Annotated in this window: 22 protein-coding genes; 5 read left to right on the forward strand and 17 right to left on the reverse strand. The window is 63.9% G+C overall.

Annotated features, from left to right (window positions below):
• Positions 1-36: 36 nt before the first annotated feature.
• From sdhA to AC0L18_RS13005, 4 genes are all read right to left on the reverse strand, one after another.
• Positions 37-1,875: a succinate dehydrogenase flavoprotein subunit gene (gene sdhA / locus AC0L18_RS12990; protein ID WP_473492594.1), complete on the reverse strand. Its 1,839-nt coding sequence runs from the start codon at positions 1,873-1,875 to the stop codon at positions 37-39.
• Between the two features lie 4 nt (positions 1,876-1,879).
• Positions 1,880-2,254, reverse strand: coding sequence for a succinate dehydrogenase, hydrophobic membrane anchor protein (gene sdhD, locus AC0L18_RS12995; RefSeq protein WP_268929907.1), 375 nt, complete (start codon positions 2,252-2,254; stop codon positions 1,880-1,882).
• 23 nt (positions 2,255-2,277) lie between these two features.
• Complete coding sequence (gene sdhC / locus AC0L18_RS13000; RefSeq protein WP_077380892.1) at positions 2,278-2,697, reverse strand: succinate dehydrogenase, cytochrome b556 subunit; 420 nt, start codon at positions 2,695-2,697, stop codon at positions 2,278-2,280.
• Positions 2,698-3,009: 312 nt separating this feature from the next.
• Entirely contained in the window at positions 3,010-3,354 is a 345-nt protein-coding gene (locus AC0L18_RS13005) for a hypothetical protein (RefSeq protein WP_473492595.1), read from the reverse strand.
• A gap of 241 nt (positions 3,355-3,595) precedes the next feature.
• Here AC0L18_RS13005 and AC0L18_RS13010 point away from each other — a divergent pair, with 241 nt between their 5' ends.
• Positions 3,596-3,964: a hypothetical protein gene (locus AC0L18_RS13010; protein ID WP_473492596.1), complete on the forward strand. Its 369-nt coding sequence runs from the start codon at positions 3,596-3,598 to the stop codon at positions 3,962-3,964.
• Here AC0L18_RS13010 and AC0L18_RS13015 read toward each other — a convergent pair.
• Together AC0L18_RS13015 and AC0L18_RS13020 are read right to left on the reverse strand one after the other, a co-directional pair.
• On the reverse strand, positions 3,948-5,171 hold the full coding sequence (locus AC0L18_RS13015; protein ID WP_473492598.1) for a GGDEF domain-containing protein: 1,224 nt from the start codon (positions 5,169-5,171) through the stop codon (positions 3,948-3,950). The genes AC0L18_RS13010 and AC0L18_RS13015 overlap by 17 nt on opposite strands.
• Before the next feature lie 177 nt (positions 5,172-5,348).
• The gene (locus tag AC0L18_RS13020) at positions 5,349-6,560 is read right to left on the reverse strand and encodes a GGDEF domain-containing protein (RefSeq protein ID WP_473492599.1); all 1,212 of its coding nucleotides are present in this window, start codon (positions 6,558-6,560) and stop codon (positions 5,349-5,351) included.
• A 161-nt stretch (positions 6,561-6,721) separates the two neighbouring features.
• Between AC0L18_RS13020 and AC0L18_RS13025 the strand changes: the two genes are divergently transcribed.
• Positions 6,722-7,033 carry a hypothetical protein gene (locus AC0L18_RS13025; protein ID WP_023800585.1) on the forward strand — a complete coding sequence of 104 codons (312 nt, stop codon included), beginning with the start codon at positions 6,722-6,724 and terminating at the stop codon, positions 7,031-7,033.
• 50 nt (positions 7,034-7,083) lie between these two features.
• Here AC0L18_RS13025 and leuC read toward each other — a convergent pair whose 3' ends face one another.
• From leuC to rplS, 5 genes are all read right to left on the reverse strand, one after another.
• On the reverse strand, positions 7,084-8,493 hold the full coding sequence (gene leuC, locus AC0L18_RS13030) for a 3-isopropylmalate dehydratase large subunit (protein WP_027153727.1): 1,410 nt from the start codon (positions 8,491-8,493) through the stop codon (positions 7,084-7,086).
• A gap of 272 nt (positions 8,494-8,765) precedes the next feature.
• Positions 8,766-9,401 (reverse strand): class I SAM-dependent DNA methyltransferase, encoded by a 636-nt coding sequence (locus tag AC0L18_RS13035; RefSeq protein ID WP_473492600.1) that lies wholly within the window; start codon positions 9,399-9,401, stop codon positions 8,766-8,768.
• A 56-nt stretch (positions 9,402-9,457) separates the two neighbouring features.
• Positions 9,458-10,267 (reverse strand): amino acid ABC transporter permease, encoded by an 810-nt coding sequence (locus AC0L18_RS13040; protein ID WP_473492602.1) that lies wholly within the window; start codon positions 10,265-10,267, stop codon positions 9,458-9,460.
• A gap of 258 nt (positions 10,268-10,525) precedes the next feature.
• Positions 10,526-11,323 carry a transporter substrate-binding domain-containing protein gene (locus AC0L18_RS13045; RefSeq protein ID WP_473492604.1) on the reverse strand — a complete coding sequence of 266 codons (798 nt, stop codon included), beginning with the start codon at positions 11,321-11,323 and terminating at the stop codon, positions 10,526-10,528.
• Between the two features lie 262 nt (positions 11,324-11,585).
• On the reverse strand, positions 11,586-12,125 hold the full coding sequence (gene rplS / locus AC0L18_RS13050) for a 50S ribosomal protein L19 (protein WP_473492605.1): 540 nt from the start codon (positions 12,123-12,125) through the stop codon (positions 11,586-11,588).
• 330 nt (positions 12,126-12,455) lie between these two features.
• Between rplS and AC0L18_RS13055 the strand changes: the two genes are divergently transcribed.
• Entirely contained in the window at positions 12,456-13,208 is a 753-nt protein-coding gene (locus AC0L18_RS13055) for a sulfite exporter TauE/SafE family protein (RefSeq protein WP_473492607.1), read from the forward strand.
• Here AC0L18_RS13055 and trmD read toward each other — a convergent pair.
• Both trmD and rimM read right to left on the reverse strand, forming a co-directional pair.
• Entirely contained in the window at positions 13,190-13,888 is a 699-nt protein-coding gene (gene trmD, locus AC0L18_RS13060) for a tRNA (guanosine(37)-N1)-methyltransferase TrmD (RefSeq protein ID WP_023800593.1), read from the reverse strand. The genes AC0L18_RS13055 and trmD overlap by 19 nt on opposite strands.
• Positions 13,885-14,484 carry a ribosome maturation factor RimM gene (gene rimM / locus AC0L18_RS13065; protein WP_473492608.1) on the reverse strand — a complete coding sequence of 200 codons (600 nt, stop codon included), beginning with the start codon at positions 14,482-14,484 and terminating at the stop codon, positions 13,885-13,887. The genes trmD and rimM overlap by 4 nt, the downstream gene beginning before the upstream one ends.
• Positions 14,485-14,616: 132 nt before the next feature.
• Here rimM and AC0L18_RS13070 point away from each other — a divergent pair, with 132 nt between their 5' ends.
• Both AC0L18_RS13070 and AC0L18_RS13075 read left to right on the forward strand, forming a co-directional pair.
• On the forward strand, positions 14,617-15,555 hold the full coding sequence (locus tag AC0L18_RS13070) for a tyrosine recombinase XerC (RefSeq protein WP_128187221.1): 939 nt from the start codon (positions 14,617-14,619) through the stop codon (positions 15,553-15,555).
• A gap of 114 nt (positions 15,556-15,669) precedes the next feature.
• The gene (locus AC0L18_RS13075) at positions 15,670-16,752 is read left to right on the forward strand and encodes a TraB/GumN family protein (RefSeq protein ID WP_473492610.1); all 1,083 of its coding nucleotides are present in this window, start codon (positions 15,670-15,672) and stop codon (positions 16,750-16,752) included.
• 708 nt (positions 16,753-17,460) lie between these two features.
• Here the strand turns inward: AC0L18_RS13075 and lpdA are convergent.
• The 4 genes from lpdA to odhB all read right to left on the reverse strand — a co-directional run bounded on the left by lpdA (position 17,461) and on the right by odhB (position 21,522).
• On the reverse strand, positions 17,461-18,867 hold the full coding sequence (gene lpdA, locus AC0L18_RS13080; RefSeq protein ID WP_473492612.1) for a dihydrolipoyl dehydrogenase: 1,407 nt from the start codon (positions 18,865-18,867) through the stop codon (positions 17,461-17,463).
• Positions 18,868-18,905: 38 nt separating this feature from the next.
• Entirely contained in the window at positions 18,906-19,661 is a 756-nt protein-coding gene (locus tag AC0L18_RS13085; RefSeq protein WP_473492613.1) for an SDR family oxidoreductase, read from the reverse strand.
• Complete coding sequence (locus AC0L18_RS13090) at positions 19,658-20,146, reverse strand: hypothetical protein (RefSeq protein ID WP_091592210.1); 489 nt, start codon at positions 20,144-20,146, stop codon at positions 19,658-19,660. Before AC0L18_RS13090 ends, AC0L18_RS13085 begins: the two co-directional genes overlap by 4 nt.
• A 68-nt stretch (positions 20,147-20,214) precedes the next feature.
• On the reverse strand, positions 20,215-21,522 hold the full coding sequence (gene odhB, locus AC0L18_RS13095) for a 2-oxoglutarate dehydrogenase complex dihydrolipoyllysine-residue succinyltransferase (protein ID WP_473492615.1): 1,308 nt from the start codon (positions 21,520-21,522) through the stop codon (positions 20,215-20,217).
• Positions 21,523-21,570 lie beyond the last annotated feature (48 nt).

Here is a 21,570-nt window from a genome sequence, read left to right on the forward strand (position 1 = left end):
TCAGCCCGGACCGAGTCCCGTTTACGGCGGCCATCATCAATACACCCTGGCCTTGGGCGCGATCTTGGCCAGGTTGATGCCGCCGTCTGCTTCGCTAAGCAGCGGCTCGGTGTGCACCGGCCGATAGCTGAGCGACACCTCGCCGGCCTCGCTGAGCCGGGACAGGGTGTGCTTGCGCCAGTTCGCATCGTTGCGGGCCGAAAAATCTTCTCGCGCATGTGCGCCACGGCTCTCCTTGCGCGCCTCGGCGGCGTAGACCGTGGTGATGGCGTTGGCCATCAGGTTTTCCAGTTCCAGCGTCTCGACCAGGTCGGAGTTCCAGATCATCGAGCGGTCGAACACTTTTACGTCCTTGAGCTCGCCCCAGATCTGCGAAATGCGCTTGCAGCCGCTTTGCAGCGATTCCTGGGTGCGGAACACCGCCGCATCGTCCTGCATCGCCTTCTGCATCTTTTCGCGCAAAACCGCCGTCGGCGTCGAGCCGTTGGCGTGGCGCAGCCGGTCGAAGCGGTCCATGATCCTGTCGATCGAGGCTTCGTTGGGCGACGGGATCGCCGCGTTGCGGTCGATCACCTGGCCGGCCCGGATCGCCGCCGCGCGGCCGAACACCACCAGATCGATCAGCGAGTTGGAGCCCAGCCGGTTGGCGCCGTGGACGGAGGCGCAGCCGGCTTCGCCGACCGCCATCAGCCCGGGCGACACCTGGTCCGGGTTCAAGGCGGTGGGGTTGAGCACCTCGCCCCAGTAGTTGGTCGGCACGCCGCCCATATTGTAGTGGACCGTCGGCAGCACCGGGATCGGCTCCTTGGTCAGGTCGACGCCGGCAAAGATCTTTGCCGACTCCGAAATACCCGGAAGCCGCTCGTGCAAGACGGCCGGATCGAGGTGGTCGAGGTGGAGGAAAATATGGTCCTTGTTCTTGCCGACGCCGCGTCCCTCGCGAATCTCCAGCGTCATGCAGCGCGAGACCACGTCACGCGAGGCAAGGTCCTTGGCCGACGGCGCATAGCGCTCCATGAAGCGCTCGCCTTCTGAATTGACGAGATAGCCGCCTTCGCCGCGCGCGCCCTCGGTGATCAGGCAGCCGGCGCCGTAGATGCCGGTCGGGTGGAACTGCACGAATTCCATGTCCTGCAGCGGCAGCCCGGCCCGCGCCACCATGCCGCCGCCGTCGCCGGTGCAGGTGTGCGCCGAGGTCGCCGAGAAATAAGCACGGCCATAGCCGCCGGTCGCCAGCACCACCATTTTTGCCGAAAAACGGTGGATGGTGCCGTCGTCGAGGTTCCAGGCGACGACGCCGGTGCAGGTGCCGTCCGGCTCCATGATCAGGTCGAGCGCGAAATACTCGATGAAGAACTGCGCGTTGTTCTTCAGCGACTGGCCGTAGAGCGTGTGCAGGATGGCGTGGCCGGTGCGGTCCGCGGCCGCACAGGTGCGCTGCACCGGCGGGCCGTCGCCGAAATTCATCATATGGCCGCCGAACGGCCGCTGGTAGATCTTGCCCTCTTCGGTGCGCGAGAACGGCACGCCGTAATGCTCGAGCTCGTAGACGGCGGCGGGTGCTTCGCGCACCAGATATTCCATGGCGTCGACGTCGCCGAGCCAGTCCGATCCTTTCACGGTGTCGTACATGTGCCACTGCCAGGAATCGGGGCCCATGTTGGACAGCGAGGCGGCGATGCCGCCCTGAGCGGCGACAGTGTGCGACCGCGTCGGGAAAACCTTGGTGATGCAGGCGGTGCGCAGACCCTGTTCGGCCATGCCGAGCGTGGCGCGCAGGCCGGCGCCGCCGGCGCCGACCACAACCACGTCGAATTTGTGGTCGACATAGCTGTAGGCGGACGCCGTGTTGGCGTTGTTCGCGTCCTTGGCCAAAATATCAGCCTCCAAATGCCAGTTTGAGCAGGGCGAAGATCGAGGCGACGCCGACCACTACGGGAAAGAATGTGTTGAGGGCGAGCAGCGCCAGCCTCATGCCCTCGCCATGCACATAATCCTCGATGATCGCCTGCATGCCGAGCCGCATATGGTAGAGCCCGGACAACAGCACCAGGGCCAGGACCAGCGCCACGAACGGGTTGGCAAGTGCGGCGCGCACTTGCGCATAGCCGGCGCCGTTCAGCGCGATCAGAAAGCCGACGAAGAACAGGATCAGCGGAATGTTGGCGATCGCCGTCAGGCGCTGGCGCCAGAAATGCTCCGTGCCCTCGCGGGCGGAGCCGAGGCCGCGGACCTTGGCCAGCGGCGTGCGCATGTCGGTGTTGTGGTGGCTCACGATCAGGCTCCCCGCGCCATGTAACCGGCGATCCAGATCAGCAGCGTCAGTACGATCGAGCCGGCCAGCGTCGCCCAGGCGACCCTGGAGGCGGTGTCCTTTTCAAGACCGGCCCCGGTGTCCCAGATCAGATGGCGCACGCCGCCCAGCATGTGGTGCATCAGCGCCCAGGTATAGAACAACAGCACCAGCCGCCCCAGCCACGAGCCGAAGGCCCAGTTGACGGCATCGAAGGTGGACTGCGAGCTCGCCGCCGCCATCAGCCACAGCGCGACCAGCAGCGTGCCGAAATAGAGCGCCCCGCCGGTGATGCGATGGATGATCGACATCGTCATCGTGATCGGCGGTCGATAGACGGTCAGATGCGGCGAAAGCGGCCGTTCACGTCTGGCAAATTCGCGGGTGGCTGGTGATTTGCTCATGGCTCCCCCAGTTCGGCGTCTCTGGAGCCCCAGGTGGAAATGCGGCATTACCGCTTCCGGTTGCGACTTTGGACAGCCCGGTTTCTAATGCTCTTTTTGCACCGCGTCAAAGCCGGAAAATCGTTTCGAAAACCTAATTTAGTCTGACAAAAGGCGGGGTTTCGCTTCAATCGATTAGGGCGCGACCCAAAGCCGGCGCAATGTTCGCTGCAGTGCGGTATGTGGTTTCGGTCCGACGGCTTGGGGCATGTTGAGATTCAGGTCAGGCCGTGGCTGAAACAGTGGTTCCGAGAACCGGAACGTAGCGTACTTTCAGCGCTTGCAGGTCAGCGGCGTCCTCCCGCCCTTCATCACCAGCGCGTCGCGCCCGTCGATCACGATTGCGTCACGCGCCGCGCCAAAGCGGCTGTTTTGATTGGCTGGCGAGGCCGGCAGGTCCTCGCTGGCGCCGTCCGGGCCAAGCACCCGCACCGAAGTGCCGAGATTTTCGATGGTGATCCTGGCGCCATCGGCGCAAGTGTAAGTCGCGGTGCGCGGCTGCGGTGAATCGGCGAGCGGATTTCCAGCCTTCGGCGCATTGGTCTGAGACACGCAGGCAATTGTGGTCAGCAATGGACAAAGGGCCAGCGTCACCCGAAACGTCCGGCCTAACGCCATGTACTGTCTCCCTACGCGTCAACCCAGTCGCGATGCTTTGCAGATCACCCGATGTCGCGCTCGGCGCCGGCTGCGATGGTGGCGGCAAGCATGGCCGAAAGATGGCCGCAGCGCGAGGCGCCGGATATTAACCATGTTTGCCGAGACCTGGCGGCCAACAGGGTTGGCCTCTTAACAATGGTTAAGAAAAGGTTAATTTATGATTCAAGCAAGACTCGGCCTCTGACAAATGGGGGACGCCATGCGTTCGAATTCAGCCAGATCGCGCCTTCCGGCGCCCCTCTCGATGGCCATCGTCCTGTTGGCGGTGGCCATCGGCTTCGCAGCGCCGGCACGCGCCGGGACGCGCGACCGCGTCTATGCCGATTCGTTCGGCAATCTCGTCATCGAGAGCGCCGCGGGCTACAAGCGCATCCTCGTTGGCGAGGGCGAATTGGCCAAAGAAATGTCGGATTACGTCGGCGCCGGCCGGCCCAAAATCGTCTATCAAGACGAACCGGACGATGTCAGCAGCCGCGACTGCTACAGGCCGCCGGTGTTCGTCAAGGGCCGCAGCTATATGTATGGGCTTTCCGACGGCGAGATGCCGGAGCTTAGCCCCTGCCGCTGATCTTCGGCCCGGCATTGGCGACAGCCGGCTGCCGGGCGGCGATTGATCCTATCGAGATCCGCACGCAATTGCGTCCGCTGCCCTTCGCTTGATAGAGCGCTTCGTCGGCGCGCCGCAGCAGGTCGGAAAAATTCTCAGTCGGGTGGAGCTCGGCAACGCCGAAGCTGGCGGTGCAACGATGGTTCGCCGGCAGACAGTCGATCGGCAACGCCCCGAAAGCGCTGCGCGTGCCTTCGGCGAAGAGCCGCGCGGCGGCGAGGTTGGTTCCCGGCAGGATGATGGCGAATTCCTCACCACCGATGCGGCCGGCGACGTGATGCTCGGCGGCCGCATCACGCAGGAAGCCGGCAAAGGCCTCGATGACCCTGTCGCCGGATGCATGGCCGAAACTGTCGTTGATGCTCTTGAAATGGTCGAGGTCGGCGATGACCAGCGCGACCGGAATACCCCTGCGCACGGCGTCACGCATCGCAAGCTCGGCATGACGCTCGAAGCCGCCACGGTTGAGCAGCCTCGACAGCGTGTCCGTCTCCGACTTCGACGTCGCTTCGGCGAGCACGTCGCGGACCAGAATGATCAGGATGAGAAGCGCGATTGTCATGGCAAACACCGTGCCAAGCGATTGCGACACCAGAGCGTAGTTGCTCTGCAGATAGGCCTGCGGATTGGCTCCCCAGCCGCCCATGGCATGGGCGATGAACGGCTTGCTCACGAATTGCAGGGCGCTGGCCGCCAGGACGGCCATCAGCGCATGATCGAGCCAGTCGCGTCTTTGCCTTGACGACCAGACGATGCCGACGCCGACGAACTGCATGGCGGCATAGGGAAGCTGGTAGGCCATCATGCGGGCAAGCGACTGGCGCGGCAGATCCTGCACGAAATACACGGCCACGGTGGCGGCAAACAGGAAGACGAGCATCGGCACCCAAGGCGGCGCCACGCCGTATTTATGGGCAAGCCCGCCATTGAAGGCGATGGTGGCGCCCAGGAAAACGGCGAAGCCCGCGACGACTGCGGGTCGTGCATTGTCGAAGAGCGGAATGCTGAACTCGATGGCGAAATAGGCCATCCCGAGCAGATAACCGAAGACCAGCCAGCGCGCCGGCGCGCGCGCCACGTCGTTGAACGATATGGTCATGAAGGCGGCCGCCAGCAGGCCGGCGACGAGCAGGTTGATTGCAAGGATGAACTCTGCGCCGCCGCCCATGTGGTCTTTCACACTCCCTGCGACAGCAAATCACGAACGGGCGAAAAAGACGTTAACGTGGGCGTAGGACGGAATGCGTTCGAATTGAACCGCGCACCCCGCGCTGTTTGTTTGTTTGGCGCAATTTCTGCGGCGCCAAGCGATTCCCTTGGCTGGAAATGCTCTAGACGTGGACGATCAGCCGGCTTTGAGGGGCTCCACGACCAGCGCCGTTTCCGATCGTCCATGGGGCGACCGTTCATAGGATAGCCGCACACTGTCGCGGCCGTTCCGTTTGGCCTTGTAAAGTGCCTCGTCGGCGCGGCGCATCAGCGGCTCCAGCCCCTCCTCGCCGGTGCGGGCCGCCACGCCGAAGCTCGCCGTTACTTTTGTGCCGGGCGGAAGCCCGTCGACGCTGCCTGCCGAATAGACCGCGCGAATGGCTTCGGCAAACAGCCTTGCCGCGCCAAGGTCGCTCAGTGGCAAAAGCACGGCGAACTCCTCGCCACCGATGCGGCCGGCGACGCAGCTGGTGCCGGCAGCCGATCGAAGCTTGGCGGCGAAATCGGCGATCACGCGATCACCCGCCGCATGCCCGTGCAGATCGTTGACTGCCTTGAAGTGATCGAGGTCGGCGAGCACCAGCGCGACCGGAAGTTTGGCGGTGGCGCAATGCCGCAGGAGATGCGTGGCGTGTTCCTCGAAGCCGCGCCGGTTGAGCAGGCCCGACAGCGGGTCGGTGTACGCCTCGGCCTTCAGCGTTTTCATCACGTCGAGCGCAGCCGCGCAGAACAGGCTAAGCGCGATGAGCAGCGACAGCAGCGCATGCGACAGCAGCGCCGTCGTCCAATAGGACGAGGCATAGAACCCGTCATAGCTTTGGTAGGGTCCATGCGCGATGACGATAACGAGGGTGCGCGCGACGAAATTCAGCCCGGAAAGCAGCGACAGCACGAACAGCATCATTTCCGTCGGGCCCCTGTCGCGCACCACGCGCAGTTCGGCGGCGACAACCAGGCTGAGCCCGCCGAAAGCGAAATTCATCGCCAGGATTCGCCAGGTGAGATCGGGCTGGATGAACATGAACCAGCAAAAAGCGGCCAGGCCGCTGCTCGCCAGAAAGCCGATCGCAACAAAGGGCACGCGCCGTCCATAGCGTGTCACAATCGCGCCGGCGAGACCACTGGCGGCAATCGTGAAGCAGGTGACGGAGAGCAGTTTGGTCGGCGCCATGCCGATGGGCAGGGTGAAGTACTGCAGCAGGAAGCCGGCCGCCGAGAGCCAGTAACTGGCGGCGAGCACAGCCAGATAGGGGCAGTGACGCTGATAAAACCACAGCACGAGAAACACCGCGCCGAGTGCAAGCGCGATCGTCGGGTTGAGCAACCCTGTCAGCAGACCGTTGTCCAAAGGACCGTGAACCCCCACGCTTCCGTGAGAGAGACCTTAGGGCGCAAGCCCCAACAAGCGGTTAAGCAAAGTCGAATATGCGCGAGGCTGCCATGAAGCCGCTGCGCGGAACTTGAAACCGCGACCGGCGTTTTCCAGCAGCAATTGATGGAGACGCTTTCATGGCCGATACGATCATGCTGACCGATCACGAGGCAATTCGCTCTTGGGCCGCGTCACGTGCCGGATTTCCGGCAATCGTCGATGTATCGCCCGAAACAGGCACGCAAGCCATGCTGAGGCTGGTTTTCGGCCAGCATGCCTATCAGGACCAGGACCAGGCCGAACGCCCGGCCAACGCCGGCGGCTACGAACTGGTCGAATGGGACGAATGGTTCAAGCTGTTCGACGAACGGCAGCTGGCGCTCGTGGTGGCAAAGGATGAACCCGGCCGCCGCGAGCAATTCCACGAATTCGTCAGGCGCCCGGCGTGAAGAGAACCCGAACCGCATCGCGGTTCGGGTTCTGGCAACTCGTCAGCGGGTTATTTCCACTCGCGGATGTCGACGAAATGGCCGGCGATCGCCGCCGCCGCCGCCATCGCCGGCGACACCAGATGGGTGCGGCCCTTAAAACCCTGGCGGCCCTCGAAATTGCGGTTCGAGGTCGAGGCGCAGCGCTCATGCGGCTTCAGCCGGTCGTCGTTCATGGCAAGGCACATCGAGCAGCCCGGCTCGCGCCAGTCGAAGCCGGCGGCGACAAAGATCTTGTCGAGACCTTCGGCCTCCGCCTGCTCCTTGACCAGACCGGAGCCCGGCACGATCATCGCATCGACGTGAGGGCTGACTTTCTTGCCCTCGACCACCTTGGCGACAGCGCGGAGATCCTCGATGCGGCCGTTGGTGCAGGAGCCGATGAAGACGCGGTCGAGCGCGATATCGGTGATCTTGGTGCCTGGGGTCAGGCCCATATAGTCGAGCGCGCGCTGCTTGGACGTACGCTTGTTCTCATCGGTGATATCGTCTGGGTTCGGCACGATGCCCTGGACCGAGACGACGTCCTCGGGCGAGGAGCCCCAGGAGACGATCGGCGGCAGTTTCGCCGCGTCGAGCACGACCACCTTGTCGAAATGCGCGCCCTCGTCGGACTGCAGCGTCTTCCAGTAGGCGAGCGCGGCGTCCCATGCCTCGCCCTTCGGCGCGCGCGGCTTGTCCTTGACATAGGCGAAGGTTGTCTCGTCAGGCGCGATCAGGCCGGCCCGGGCACCGCCCTCGATCGACATGTTGCAGATGGTCATGCGGCCTTCCATGGACAGCGCGCGGATCGCTTCGCCGGCATATTCGATGACGTAGCCGGTGCCGCCGGCAGTGCCGATCTCGCCGATGATCGCCAAAATAATGTCCTTGGCGGTGACGCCTTCCGGCAGCACGCCGTCCACGCGCACCAGCATGTTCTTGGCCTTGCGCTGGATCAGTGTCTGCGTGGCCAGCACATGCTCGACTTCCGACGTGCCTATGCCGTGCGCCAATGCGCCGAAAGCACCATGCGTCGAGGTGTGGCTGTCGCCGCAGACGATGGTCATGCCAGGCAGCGTAAAACCCTGCTCCGGACCGATGATGTGGACGATGCCCTGGCGGATATCCTTCTCGGAATAGTATTCGACGCCAAAATCCTTGGCGTTCCTGGCCAGCGCCTCGACCTGGATGCGGCTTTCCTCGTTCTTGATGCCGAACTTGCGCTCGGGCGAGGTCGATACATTGTGATCGACCACGGCCAGCGTCTTTTCCGGATGGCGGACCTTTCTGCCGGTCATGCGCAGGCCTTCGAAAGCTTGCGGGCTGGTCACTTCATGGACGAGGTGACGGTCGATATAGAGCAGGCAGGTGCCGTCGTCCTGGCGGTCGACGACATGGTCGTCGAATATCTTGTCGTAGAGGGTGCGCGGTGCGCTCATGTGCGTAAATCCGTCGATATGAAAATGGGAAGCGACTAGCGCCGGCTAGCCGGCAAACACGGCCTAGCCCGGATATCTCAGCGAAGTCGGCTGGTCAGAGCGCCGGAAACGCGCGCCGAGAACCGCGACGGCAGGCGTTTTCTGTCCTGCAGCACGAAACCCTTGTAAGCCGGATCGCCAAAAAGCTGTTCCATGGCGTGGCTCATACCAATGTTTTGGCTTTTCGGCAATCGCGGCGGCGTTCGCAGAATCTGGGTTCTGCAAACCGGTATTCAAACCACCTCGAACACAAATGTCTTCACCAGCGCCTCAGGTTCGGCGATCGCATAGCAGCGGAACCACGGGCTTTCTTCGACCGGCCGCCATTTTTTCGCCTGCTCCAGTTCGTCGAACGTCGCCTGAAACCCGCCGCTCGCAAAAACCTGGTCGCGAACGGTGAAGATGGCGTGGCCGCCCTTCCTGGTGATGCGCACCAGTTCATGCAGGCCGGAGGCCGGTGCATGGCTGATGGTGAACACGCCGGTCGAGAAGAAGGCGCGGAAATGCCCGTCCGGCCAGGGCAGCGGATCGCCGAGCATCGCCTGTTTCAGCTCGCTGTAAGCCTGCCGGCTGCCGGCGATTTTCAGCATTTCAGCCGACAGGTCGAGCCCGGCGATGTCCTCATAGCCCAGCGCCTTGAGCGACGGTCCCGACAGGCCGGTGCCGCAGCCGGCGTCGAGTAGCGGCCCTTCGCCTGACGGCACATGGCGCGCCACCCAGGCGGCGATCAGGAACGGCAGGAGGTAGCCGAGCGCGGCGGTTTCGCTGTCATAGGTCGCAGCCCAGGCGGCGTAGGCCTTGGCAAGCGCTTCCGGCGTGTCGGCCGTATAGACCGCATCCAGCGCCGCATTGGCTTTGTCGACGATCACTGCTTTCTCCGGACACAGGACATATGCCGCATGGTAGCGCCGTCCTCGCCTGCCGCCTATCGCTCATCTTGGCGGCGCAGCCGCTTCTCCAGCGCCCGCAGGGCCAGCGACAGGCCGACCGTCAGGATGAGATAGATATAGGCGACGATCGAATAGGTCTCGAAGAAGCGGAACGAGCCGGCTGCATAGATCTTGCCCATCTGGGTGATGTCGGCGACGCCGAGCACCGAGACCAGCGAGGAATCTTTGACCATGGCGACGAAATCATTGCCGAGCGGCGGCAGGATGGTGCGGATCGCCTGCGGAAAGACGATCAGCCGAAAACGCTGGGTGCGCGTCAGCCCCAGCGCCTTCGCGGCCTCGATCTGGCCCTTCTCGACCGCCTCGATGCCGGCGCGGAAGACCTCCGAGATGAAGGCCGAATAGCCGATGGTCAGCGCCATGATGGCGCGCCATAGCAACGATACGTCGCGTATCATTAGCTCGCCGAACAGGCCGGCGCCCTGCAGCGGCGCCGTCAGCGCGTTCCATCCCGCGACGAAGGCCGGCGCGCCGGCGAAGGCGATCCAGAACAACAGCACCAGCATTGGCACGCCGCGAATGATCTCGACATAGAAGCGCGCGATCTGGCGCAGCCAGCGCGACCCCGACAGCCCCATCAGCGCAATGGCGAGCCCGATTGCCGAGGCCAGCGCGAAGGCGACCATTGTGACGAACACGGTGATGCCGATGCCCTTGGCGACGGTCGCGAAAACCTGGGCATAGAGGTCGCTCGCGGCGATGAAGACAGCGGCTGCCAGGGCGAGCGCCGCGGCCACGGCGAGCCACCAGGGGAAGTCGGACTTGGCGGTGGAAGGGGGCGGCATCAGGCGACGCCGGCAAAGCAGACATCGCGAAGGCATGGTGCCAAGGCACCCCCCTCTGTCCTGCCGGACATCTCCCCCTCAAGGGGGGAGATTGGCTGCTTCGCGGATAGCGCCCACTTGCCAACCTTGGAGATTAGCGAAAGCTGAGGTGACATCCAATCTCCCCCCGTGAGGGGGAGATGCCCGGCAGGGCAGAGGGGGGTCTCGTAGAGCAAAGTCGGTGAGCGTTCTAGCGCGCAATCGTCATGCAAGACGAGCTCACTGCCCCATCTTGTAATCAAGGAACCATTTCTTGTTGAGCGCGTCGAGTGTGCCGTCGGCCTTCAGCGCGGCGATGGCTGCGTTGACCGGTTTCACCAGATCCGAGCCTTTCGGAAAAATAAAGCCGAAATCCTCGGTGCCGAGTGGTCCGCCGATCAGCTTCAGCCCGCCATTGGACGCCTCGACATAGCCCTTGCCGGCAGTGCCGTCGGTCAGCACGACATCGACGTCGCCGGTCTTCAGCGCCTGCACCGTGGCGCCGAACGTCTCGAAAAGTTTTATGCGCGGGTTCTGCTCATTGCCGTCGAGGACGCTGTAGACAGCGGTGTAGAACGGCGTGGTGCCGGCTTGCGCACCGATCAACCCGTCCTTGAAAGCGCCGAGCGTCTTGGCGTCGGTGAAGCGCTCCTCGTCGCCGCGCACCAGCATGAACTGTTCCGAGCGCATATAGGGGTCGGAGAAATCCACCTTCTGCTTGCGATCGTCCTTGATGGTGATGCCGGTCATGCCGATGTTGTACTGGTTGTCGGAAACCGCCTGGATCATCGCGTCCCAGGAGGTGTTCTGGTACTCGACCTGGAAATTCAGCCGCTTGGCGATCTCGTTCATCGCGTCATATTCCCAGCCGATCTGCTTGCCGGTTTTGGCGTCGATGAACTGCAGCGGCGGATAGGCGTTTTCCGTCACCACCACCACCTTCTTGCCGCCGAGATCGGGCAGCGCCTGCGCCAGGGCAGCGACGGGCGCAAGTACCAGAGCCAACAGGCCGGCCAACAGCAGTTTCGATTTGATCATGGTACACCCCGAGCATTTGAACGGCCTCGACATGGTCGAGGCTTGCAAGAAAATCCGGGCGCCGACTTTAGCTTTCCGCAGGCGCCTTGCAAGCCGGCTTGATGCGGCTTGGCGCGAAAATGGATTCCATGCTTTCACGGCATTACCGGAACGATCCGTTTCGATTGCGCACCGAACGCGGCCCGGCAAAATCGAAACCCATTCCGCGAGGCAAAAAAGGCGGCCGAAGCCGCCTTTCCGAAACATGGTTTTTGAATTCGCCTTATTCGACGGCAGCGGCTTCCTCGGCCTTGGCGGCCTCGTCGGCGGCCTTCTTCTCGGCGGCTTCCTGCGCGGCCTTCTCGGCGGCCAGCGCCTGGGCGGCTGCCACCTTCTCGGCCTCGATGCGGGCCTTCTCGGCGTTCAGCGCATCGCGCTCCTCATCGTTCAGCTTGCGGGCGCGCACGCCGGTGTTTTCCGAAATGCGGGCCGACTTGCCGCGACGATCGCGCAGGTAATAGAGCTTGGCGCGGCGCACCTTGCCGCGGCGCACGATCTCGACGCCCTCGACCATCGGCGAAAAGACCGGGAACACGCGCTCCACGCCTTCGCCGTAGGAAATCTTGCGAACCGTGAAATTCTCCTGGAAACCGGCGCCGGCGCGGGCGATGACGACGCCCTCATAGGCCTGGACGCGGGTGCGGGTGCCTTCGGTCACGCGGACCTGGACGCGTACGGTGTCGCCGGGCTGGAATTCGGGAAGCTTGCGCTTGGCTTCGATCTTGGCGGCCTGTTCGGCCTCGAGCTGACGGAGGATATCCATCTCTACAAATCCACTTCTTGTTCTTCCGACAGTCAGAGCGTCCGACACTCGCCTTGCAGTTCCATTGACCGCTCGGCTATGCCCTTTGTTCGAGAACATCTGGGTTCGAGAACATCGGGCAGGGGCGACTACACCGTCATTGTTGACGGGTCCGGCAGATTTTCTCCCGGTTCGACGCGCACATACAGCTATTTCGACGCTTTGTCACGCCTTTGCCGCGTTCTTTTTGGTCGTTGGTCAACGTCGCAATCTTCCGGCACAGGGGTTGCGTTGAAGGCCCAAGCTTTTTAAGTCGGGCAGAACGTGACTTTCCTCCGGCGGCAACACCCCATGCCAGTTCTCGATGCGGCCCTGCTCTTTTTCGCGGGCTTTCTCTCAGGTGCCGTCAACGCCATAGCCGGCGGCGGGACATTCATAACCTTCGGCGCCATGTCGCTGGTCGGCTTGCCGCCGATCGTCGCCAACGCCACCTCGTCGCTGACGCAATTTCCCGGCTACATCACCTCGACGCTCGCCTACTGGTCCGACATCAAGCATTTCTGGCGCACCGCGTTGCTGCTCGGCCTTATCTCGGTTTTTGGCGCGCTGGCCGGTGCGCTCATCCTTCTGGCGCTCGACAATCCGTCGTTCCGCGTCCTGGTGCCCTGGCTGCTGCTCGCGGCAACCGCGCTGTTCGCCGCCGGGCCGTGGCTGAAGCCGGCGCCCAAGCCGGGCCGTCAGGTCGCGATGGATTCGCTGGTCGGTTCCCTGGCGCAGTTCGCCACCGCCGTCTATGGCGGCTTCTTCGGCGCCGGCATGGGCGTCATGATGCTGGCGACGCTCGGCCTCACCCAGGCCGGCGACTATCACCGCCTCAACGCGCTGAAGAACCTGCTGGCCGTGGTCATCGCGGCAGTAGCCATCCTGGTCTTCGTCTCCGGCGACGTCATCGCCTGGCGGCAGGCGATCGTCATGATACCGGGCGGCGCGCTGGGCGGCTATGCCGGCGTCTGGATCGCCAAGCGCGTGCCGCAAATTGCCGTGCGTGGCTTCGTCGTCGGGGTCGGCGTGTTTCTTGCCTTCTATTACTTCACCAAGGGCTGAGCGGCTAACAGGTCCGGCCGCCGCTCTTTCGTCAATCTTTCCGATTCGGCGCGTCGCCACGCGGCGATCTTCTGATGATTGCCCGAGGTGAGAACCTCGGGGATTTGCCGGCCCTCGAATTCCTGCGGACGCGTGTAGTGCGGATGTTCGAGCAGGCCGTTTTCAAAGCTCTCTTCATCGCCCGACACCGTATTGCCCATCACGCCGGGCAACAGCCGCACCACGGCGTCGAGCAGCACCAGCGCTGCCGGCTCGCCGCCGGAGAGGATGAAGTCGCCGACCGAGACCTCCTCCAGCCCCCGCGCGTCAATAACCCGCTGGTCGACGCCTTCGAAGCGTCCGCAGACGATCACCGCGCCCGGCCCCGCGGCCAGTTCGCGCACACGCACCTGCGTCAGCGGTTTTCCACGCGGGCTCATCAGCAGCCGTGGCCGTGGATCGCCCGGTGGCGAGCTATGGTCGATCGCCTTGGCCAGAACGTCGGCGCGCATCACCATGCCGGCGCCGCCGCCGGCCGGCGTGTCGTCGACGGTGCGATGGCGATCGGTGGCGAAATCGCGGATCTGGATTGCTTCCAGCGACCATGTGCCGGCCTCCAGCGCCCGGCCGGCCAGCGACACGCCGAGTGCACCGGGAAACATTTCGGGATAGAGCGTCAGCACCGAGGCGGAAAAACTCACCGGTTGCCCCCGGCGTCCTTCGGCCCGCGCGGCCTGCCCTTCGGGTCGAAACCATCGCTGCCAGGAGCATCGCTGTCTTCGTCATCGATCAAGCCCGCCGCCGCCGGATCGATGCGGACGAAACCGTCCTTGATCGACACGTCAGGAACGGCAGCCTGCGTGAACGGGATCAGCACGCCTTTGCGCCCCGCCAATATCACGTCGAGGATATCGCCACCGCCGAAATTATGCACGGCGACGACCTTGCCGATGTCAGCACCGGTATCGTCCCGGACCGCCAGCCCGACGAGATCGGCATGATAGAACTCGTCCTCTTCGCCGTCGTCCGGCAGCATCGAGCGGTCGACGAACAATTCCGTGCTGGCGAGCGCCTCGGCAGCGTTTCGGTCGCTGATACCTTTGAAGCGCACCACCACGACGTTATTGGCCGGCCTGATGTCGACGATCTGGAAGGCGCGGCCGTCCCTGGCATAGAGCGGCCCGTAGTCGGCCAGCGCCAGCGGATCGCCGGTGAAGGTTTTCACGCGCAATTCGCCCTTGATGCCATGGGCGGCGCCGATCACGGCCATCTGGACAGGGTTTTGCGGTTTGGTCATCGGTGGAAAAATCCTTTGCCTTGCTCTAGCTCCACGCTCTTGTCATTTCAATGACGCGGCTCTTCACCGCTTCCTAACCCGGCTGCCGGAAGATCGCCCAGAAATGGAAGAACGGCATATCGGAAGAGCGCAATGCAGGAATTCCTCATCCCGGCCAAGCCAGACCTTCAGGCGGCCCGTGAAAGCTGGCTCAAGATGCTGGCGCGCGAACGCCGGCTGTCGCCGGAAACCGTGGAAGCCTATGAGCGCGACACGCGCCAGTTCCTGCACTTCCTGACCGGCCATTGCGGCGGCTCGCCCGGCATTTCGGATATAGCCGATCTGCGCCCGGCCGATCTGCGCGGCTTTCTGGCTGCCCGCCGTGCCGGAGGCGCCGGCGCCCGCACGCTCGGGCGGGGGCTCGCTGGCATCCGCTCGCTGCTGCGCTTTCTGGAGCGGCGCGGCCTCGTCAATGCGGCGGGTGCTGCGGCACTGCGCGCGCCGCGGCAGCCGAAGTCGCTGCCCAAGCCGCTGACGGCAAGCGATGCGAAACACGTCGTTTCGGTGGAAGGCCAGCTGGCGGAGCAACCGTGGATCGCCGCCCGCAACGCCGCCGTGCTGACGCTGCTCTACGGCTCGGGCCTGCGCATTTCCGAGGCGCTCGGCCTGTCCGGCGGCGACCTGTCGTCGCCTGATGAAACGGTGCTGCGCGTCACCGGCAAGGGCGGCAAGACGCGGCTGGTGCCGGTGCTGCCGATCGCGCTGCGGGCGATCGCCCAATACCGCCGGCTCTGCCCCTATCATCTCGATCCAAAGGGTCTGCTGTTTCGCGGCGCCCGCGGCGGCCCGCTCAACCCGGCCATTGTCCAGCGCGACATGGCCAAGCTGCGCTCGGCACTCAATCTGCCGGACACCGCCACGCCGCATGCGTTGCGCCATTCCTTCGCCACACATCTGCTTGGGCGCGGCGGCGACCTGCGCACCATCCAGGAACTTTTGGGCCACGCCAGCCTGTCGACGACGCAGATCTATACCGGCGTCGACACCGCGAGGCTGCTCGAAATCTATGAAGCGGCCCACCCGCGGGCGTAGCCAACGCATGATTTCGCAAAGTTGCAGCCAGGATATGCGCCGTGGAACGATGTCCGAGACAATTTTGCCGCGCCGGTTAACCGTTTCGCCGTTCTTTGTCTCTAAAAGCGAGCCATGAAACGCGTCATTGCTATCGCCGACCGCACTGCCTTTGCTTCGCTGAAGCTGCTCGTCGCGCTGAACGTCCTGTTTTTCCTCTCTTTCCTCGTCATCGCGCTGCTCGCCGCCGGCAGGGCGCGCGCTGAAACCCCAGCGGCTGAAACCCAGGTCTGCGCCGGCGCCGACATGCTGTCGGCCCTGCAGAAGGACAACCCGGCCGCCTACCGCAAGATCGAGACGGAAGCGGCCGCGACACCGAACGGCAAGGGCCTGTTGTGGAAACTGGAAAAGGCGGGCGAAAGACCGTCCTTCCTGTTCGGCACCATGCACATGACCGACCCGCGCGTGACCACGCTGCCGCCCGCCGCGCAAAAGGCCTTTGACGCCACCGACACTGTCGTCATCGAGACCACGGAGGTGCTCGACAAGCAGAAGATGATGGCGGCGTTCCTGAAAGAGCCGGAACTGATGATGTTCACCGACAGCACCACGCTGTCTTCGATGCTGTCGCCGGACGATGCGGCGGCGGTGAACAAGGCGCTCGACGCGCGCGGCATTCCACCGGCGAGCGTTGCCAAGATGAAGCCGTGGATGCTGTCGACCATGGTCGCGCTCCCGGCCTGTGAACTGGCCCGCCAGGCCGGCGGCACGCCGGTGCTCGACATCAAGCTTGCAGAGGACGCCAAAGCCTCAGGCAAGGCCGTCGATGGGTTGGAGACCGTCGCCGACCAGCTTCGCGCCATGGCCTCGCTGCCGCTTGCTTTTCACATGAAGGGCCTCGTCGACACCCTGAAGCTCGGCGACAGGGTGAACGACGTCAATGAAACCATGATCGTGCTTTACCAGCGCGGCGACACCGGCATGCTCTGGCCGCTGTTTCGTGCCGTCCTTCCCGGCGACGAAGACGATTCAGCAAGCTATGCCGCCTTCGAGGAAATTATGATCACCAGCCGCAACAAGGTGATGATCGACCATGCCAGGCCGATCCTCGCCAAGGGCAACGTGTTCATGGCGGTCGGCGCCCTGCACCTCCCTGGCGCAGAGGGCCTGGTCGAGGATTTCCGCAAGGCCGGCTACACCGTCACTGCCGTCGACTGAGTTGCACGGTCGAGTTGCAGACCCGGCAAGGCGTGATTTGGGGGCGACGCTTTGCCCGAGTCGCCGGAGGTTTGTCTCAGTACAGGACGGTCGAAAGTCTAATTTGGCTCGATCACGGTGAGTTTTGCGAGTAAAGTGCTTGCGGACAAACGATTCCCGGCGAAGAATGCCCTGTTTTCGGCGTTTTCGATTCCTAGCGTGAAACCTGTTCAACGATTGCGCGTTGATGTGTGTTGATTGATACTTTTCATCCACGGAGGACACTTTTATGGCGAATCCAAACGACCCGTACACCACTCCGACCCCCCCTCCCAAGTCGGGTGGCGGCAGTACCGGCTGGCTGATTGCCCTGGTCGTCGTTATCCTGGCCATCGTCGCTTATTATATTTTTGGAACAAGCGGTGAGGCGCCAGAGCCTGGTGAACCGCCGGCTGCAACCACGCCGGCCCCGGCGCCAGCGCCCGCTGAACCAACGCCTGCCCCGGCCCCTGCAGAGCCTGCCCCGGCGCCGGCAGAACCAGCGCCCGCTCCGGCGCCAGCAGAACCAGCGCCAGCTCCGGCTCCGGCACCTGCAGAGCCAGCACCTGCTCCGGCCCCCGCACCAGCCCCGCAGTGATCGGCTGCTGACTTCAAATACGAACGGCCCGCTGAAAAGCGGGCCGTTTTGCTTTGAGCCGTCAGATGGCTGCCGGAGTTCCTTGGGAAGGCCTACATGTGGATCGGCTTGAAGAAGGTCGCCAGCGCCGCTTCCTTCACCGCTTCCGACATCGTCGGATGGGCGTGGCAGGTGCGGGCAAGGTCTTCCGAGGAGCCGCCGAACTCCATCAGCACCGCCGCCTCGTGGATCAACTCGCCGGCGCCGAAGCCGACGATGTGGACGCCGAGCACGCGATCGCTCTGCTTGTCTGCCAGGATCTTCACGAAGCCGTCGGTGTGCAGCATGGCGCGCGCCCGGCCATTGGCGCTGAACGGAAACTTGCCGGCCTTGTAGTCGATGCCGGCCGCCTTCAGCTCTTCCTCTGTCTTGCCCACCGAGGCGATTTCCGGACTGGTGTAGACGACGTTCGGGATCACCCCGTAATTCACATGGCCGGCCTGGCCGGCAATGATCTCGGCCACCGCCACGCCCTCGTCCTCGGCCTTGTGGGCGAGCATCGGCCCGGCGATGACGTCGCCGATGGCATAGATGCCGGGAACATTGGTCGTGAGATGCCCGTCGGTCTTGACCCGGCCGCGCTCGTCGACCTCGACCCCGGCCTCCTTCAGCCCGAGACTGTCCGAATAGGCCCGGCGTCCCGTCGCGATCAGCACCGCATCCGCCTCGATCGTCTCGGCCGCGCCGCCCTTGACCGGCTCGAAGGTGACGGTGGCGCCCTTCTTGGCCTTGGCGACACCGGTCACCTTGGCGCCGAGCCTGAATTCGATGCCTTGCTTGGACAGCATGCGCTGGAACTGCTTGGCGACCTCGCCGTCCATGCCGCCGAGAATGGTGTCGAGGAACTCGACAACGGTCACCTTGGCGCCGAGCCGGGCCCATACCGAGCCGAGCTCCAGCCCGATGACGCCGCCGCCGACCACCACCAGGTGGCCCGGCACCTTGTCCAGCGACAGCGCGCCGGTCGACGACATGATCACTTTCTCGTCAAATTCGACCTTGACGCCCGGGATGCCGGTGACATCGGAGCCGGTGGCGATGACGATGTTCCTGGTCTCGATCTCCTCGACCTTGCCTTCCTCGCCGGTCACCGACACCTTGCCGGCGGACAGGACCTTGCCGGCGCCGCGAAAGCTGTCGATCTTGTTCTTCTTGAACAGGAAGGCGACGCCGTTGACGTTGGACGCCACTGTCGCGTCCTTGTGCGCCATCATCTTTTCCAGATTGAGCTTCGGCGCGCCGATTTCGACGCCCAGCGTGTCGAAGGAATGACCGGCCTCAGAAAATATCTCGGAGGCATGCAGCAGCGCCTTGGACGGGATGCAGCCGATATTGAGGCAGGTGCCGCCGAAGGTCGGGTTCTTCTCGACCACCGCCGTTTTCAGGCCGAGCTGTGCCGCCTTGACGGCGCAGACATAGCCGCCTGGTCCCGATCCGATGATAACGACGTCATAAGCCATGATTTTTCCTTCTGGTCTGCACTCAGCCTTGTCTGGGATTAGCGGCCGCCGCCCACTTCCAAATTCGCGCCTGTCGTATAGGACGCCCCGTCCGACAGGAGCCAGAGAATTGCCGCGGCGACCTCTTCGGCGGTTCCCGCCCTTTGCATCGGCACGCCGTGACGCATCCTCTCGACGCGATCCGGCTGTCCGCCGGAGGCATGAATTTCGGTATCGACAATCCCTGGACTGACCGCGTTGACGCGAATGCCTTCGCCGGCCACCTCGCGCGCCAGGCCGATCGTGAAGGAATCGATCGCGCCCTTCGAGGCGGCGTAGTCGACATATTCGCCCGGCCCGCCAATTCTTGCGGCAATCGAGGAAACATTCACGATGGCGCCGCCCCCGCCGCCATGGCTGGTCGACATGCGCTTCACCGCTTCGCGGGCACAGAGCATGGAGCCAATGACATTGATGCGCATCATGCGCTCCAGCCGTGCTCCGCTCATTTCGTCGACACGCGCCCTCTGGTCGACCACGCCAGCGTTGTTGACGAGCGCATCGAGCGGCCCGAAGACATGATCGATCCTCTCGAACATCGCCTGGATATCGGCCTCGCTGCCAACGTCGCCCTTGATGGCCAGCGCTTCGCCGCCGGCCTGTTCGATTGCCTCGACAAGCGCCGTGGCAGCAGCCTCATTCGATGCGTAGTTGATCGCAACACGGTATCCAGCCGTGACGGCAAGCCTGGATGTGGCAGCGCCGATGCCGCGGCCGCCGCCGGTCACCAGCAGCACTTTTTTGGCCGCGCTCATTCCTGACAGCCCTTCAGCGAAAAAACGTCCCACGGCACCTTTGAAAACCCGTTGGCGCCATAGGCGGTCGACCTCTGCAGCGACGGTCCGAGGTCGGGAAAGATCAGGGTCTTCGGCGCGTCGACGCCTTCGGCCGGCAGCAGAGCGATATTGCCCTTGTCATCCGCACTGTAGACGACCCCCTCCCACAGCGTGCAGGCGGCGAGCTCGTCGCCGGTGACATCGCCTGTCGGGCATTTGTACATCAGCGAACCATGCGGCCGCGCCACGCCTTGCGTCCACATGACGATCCCGTCGAGAACGACATCGTTATCGAGCACCATCTTGAAGGTGTTGGTGACGACAGCCGATCCCCCGGTCGGCCTGAAATCGATCTCGGCCGCACTTTCGGCATCGCCATAGACGGCGAGTTCGAGCGGGCATGCGGCAAAGGCTGCCGATCCCGTCTGCGCAATGCCGGCCGCGAGCACAGCTGCGAAAAACATTCCGGAGTGCAAACGAGAGGAACTCATTCGGTGGCGCAGATCCATTCTCCGGCTCACCTCGACCGGCCCTAGAGATCGAGCACCAGCCGTTCCGGATCCTCCAGGCTTTCCTTGACCCGCACCAGGAAGGTCACCGCTTCCTTGCCGTCGACGATGCGGTGATCGTAGGAGAGCGCCAGATACATCATCGGTCGGATTACGATCTGGCCGCCGACCACCACCGGCCGCTCCTGGATCTTATGCATGCCCAGAATGCCCGACTGCGGCGCGTTGAGGATCGGCGTCGACATCAGCGACCCGTAAACGCCGCCGTTGGAAATCGTGAACGTCCCGCCTTGCATGTCCGCCACGGAAAGCTTGCCGTCACGCGCGGCGACGCCCAGCCGGCCGATCTCCTTCTCGATCTCGGCTATTCCCATCTGGTCGGCATCGCGCACAACAGGCACGACGAGGCCCTTTTCGGTGCCGACGGCGACGCCGATATGGGCGTAGTTCTTGAAGATGATGTCGGTGCCGTCGATCTCGGCATTGACGGAAGGGATTTCCTTCAGCGCATGGGTGACGGCCTTGGTGAAGAAGCCCATGAAGCCCAGCTTCACGCCGTGCTTCTTCTCGAACACGTCCTTGTATTTGCTCCTGAGCGCCATTACCGCGCCCATGTCCACCTCGTTGAAGGTGGTCAGCATGGCGGCGGTCGACTGCGCTTCCTTGAGGCGGCGGGCGATGGTCTGCCGCAGCTTGGTCATGCGCACCCGCTCTTCGCGCGACGCGTCGTCGGCCGAGGACGGCGCACGGGCGGCGACCGGCGCAGGGGCCTTCGGCGTCTCGGCCGGCTGCGACGGAGCGCCCCTGGCGATCGCGTCGAGCACGTCGCCCTTAAGCACCTGGCCGCGCTTGCCGGAACCCGAGATCTGGTCGACCGCGAGATTGCTTTCGGCTAGCAGCTTCGCCGCCGCTGGCGCCGGCGGCATCGCGCGTGCCTCGATCGGCCCGGCATCGCCGGCGATCTTGGCGGTCTCGGCCGCGGCTTGCTTGACGGTGGCTGCGGCGGTCGGCGCCGAGGCCTGCGATACCGCGTCCTGCTTCGGTTCGGATGTTGACGGCTTCGCGGGTTCGGGTGCTGCCGCCTTCGCCCCGTTGCCCGCCGAAATCATGCCGAGCAAAGCGCCGACTTCGACCGTCTCGCCTTCCTTGACGGCGATCTCGCTGAGCGTTCCTGCTGCCGCGGCCGGCACTTCGACCGTTACCTTGTCGGTTTCGAGCTCGACCAGCGGCTCGTCGGTGGCGATCGCGTCGCCCACCTTCTTGAACCATTTGCCGATGGTCGCCTCGGTGACGGATTCGCCAAGAGTGGGGACGCGGATTTCGGTAGCCATTGTGCCTGTCCGTTTTCTGTCGGTTCTGTTCTTTTCGCCGAACTCTGT

The sequence above is a fragment of the Mesorhizobium sp. WSM4819 genome (assembly GCF_055811215.1).

What these genes read in the sequence shown, in the direction of transcription:
- sdhD (WP_268929907.1), bottom strand. Translation starts at nt 2,254, where the DNA reads ATGCGCACGCCGCTGGCCAAGGTCCGCGGCCTCGGCTCCGCCCGCGAG.
- sdhC (WP_077380892.1), bottom strand. Translation starts at nt 2,697, where the DNA reads ATGAGCAAATCACCAGCCACCCGCGAATTTGCCAGACGTGAACGGCCG.
- AC0L18_RS13005 (WP_473492595.1), bottom strand. Translation starts at nt 3,354, where the DNA reads ATGGCGTTAGGCCGGACGTTTCGGGTGACGCTGGCCCTTTGTCCATTG.
- AC0L18_RS13010 (WP_473492596.1), top strand. Translation starts at nt 3,596, where the DNA reads ATGCGTTCGAATTCAGCCAGATCGCGCCTTCCGGCGCCCCTCTCGATG.
- AC0L18_RS13015 (WP_473492598.1), bottom strand. Translation starts at nt 5,171, where the DNA reads ATGGGCGGCGGCGCAGAGTTCATCCTTGCAATCAACCTGCTCGTCGCC.
- AC0L18_RS13025 (WP_023800585.1), top strand. Translation starts at nt 6,722, where the DNA reads ATGGCCGATACGATCATGCTGACCGATCACGAGGCAATTCGCTCTTGG.
- leuC (WP_027153727.1), bottom strand. Translation starts at nt 8,493, where the DNA reads ATGAGCGCACCGCGCACCCTCTACGACAAGATATTCGACGACCATGTC.
- AC0L18_RS13040 (WP_473492602.1), bottom strand. Translation starts at nt 10,267, where the DNA reads ATGCCGCCCCCTTCCACCGCCAAGTCCGACTTCCCCTGGTGGCTCGCC.
- AC0L18_RS13045 (WP_473492604.1), bottom strand. Translation starts at nt 11,323, where the DNA reads ATGATCAAATCGAAACTGCTGTTGGCCGGCCTGTTGGCTCTGGTACTT.
- rplS (WP_473492605.1), bottom strand. Translation starts at nt 12,125, where the DNA reads ATGGATATCCTCCGTCAGCTCGAGGCCGAACAGGCCGCCAAGATCGAA.
- AC0L18_RS13055 (WP_473492607.1), top strand. Translation starts at nt 12,456, where the DNA reads ATGCCAGTTCTCGATGCGGCCCTGCTCTTTTTCGCGGGCTTTCTCTCA.
- rimM (WP_473492608.1), bottom strand. Translation starts at nt 14,484, where the DNA reads ATGACCAAACCGCAAAACCCTGTCCAGATGGCCGTGATCGGCGCCGCC.
- AC0L18_RS13070 (WP_128187221.1), top strand. Translation starts at nt 14,617, where the DNA reads ATGCAGGAATTCCTCATCCCGGCCAAGCCAGACCTTCAGGCGGCCCGT.
- AC0L18_RS13075 (WP_473492610.1), top strand. Translation starts at nt 15,670, where the DNA reads ATGAAACGCGTCATTGCTATCGCCGACCGCACTGCCTTTGCTTCGCTG.
- lpdA (WP_473492612.1), bottom strand. Translation starts at nt 18,867, where the DNA reads ATGGCTTATGACGTCGTTATCATCGGATCGGGACCAGGCGGCTATGTC.
- AC0L18_RS13085 (WP_473492613.1), bottom strand. Translation starts at nt 19,661, where the DNA reads ATGAGCGCGGCCAAAAAAGTGCTGCTGGTGACCGGCGGCGGCCGCGGC.
- AC0L18_RS13090 (WP_091592210.1), bottom strand. Translation starts at nt 20,146, where the DNA reads ATGTTTTTCGCAGCTGTGCTCGCGGCCGGCATTGCGCAGACGGGATCG.
- odhB (WP_473492615.1), bottom strand. Translation starts at nt 21,522, where the DNA reads ATGGCTACCGAAATCCGCGTCCCCACTCTTGGCGAATCCGTCACCGAG.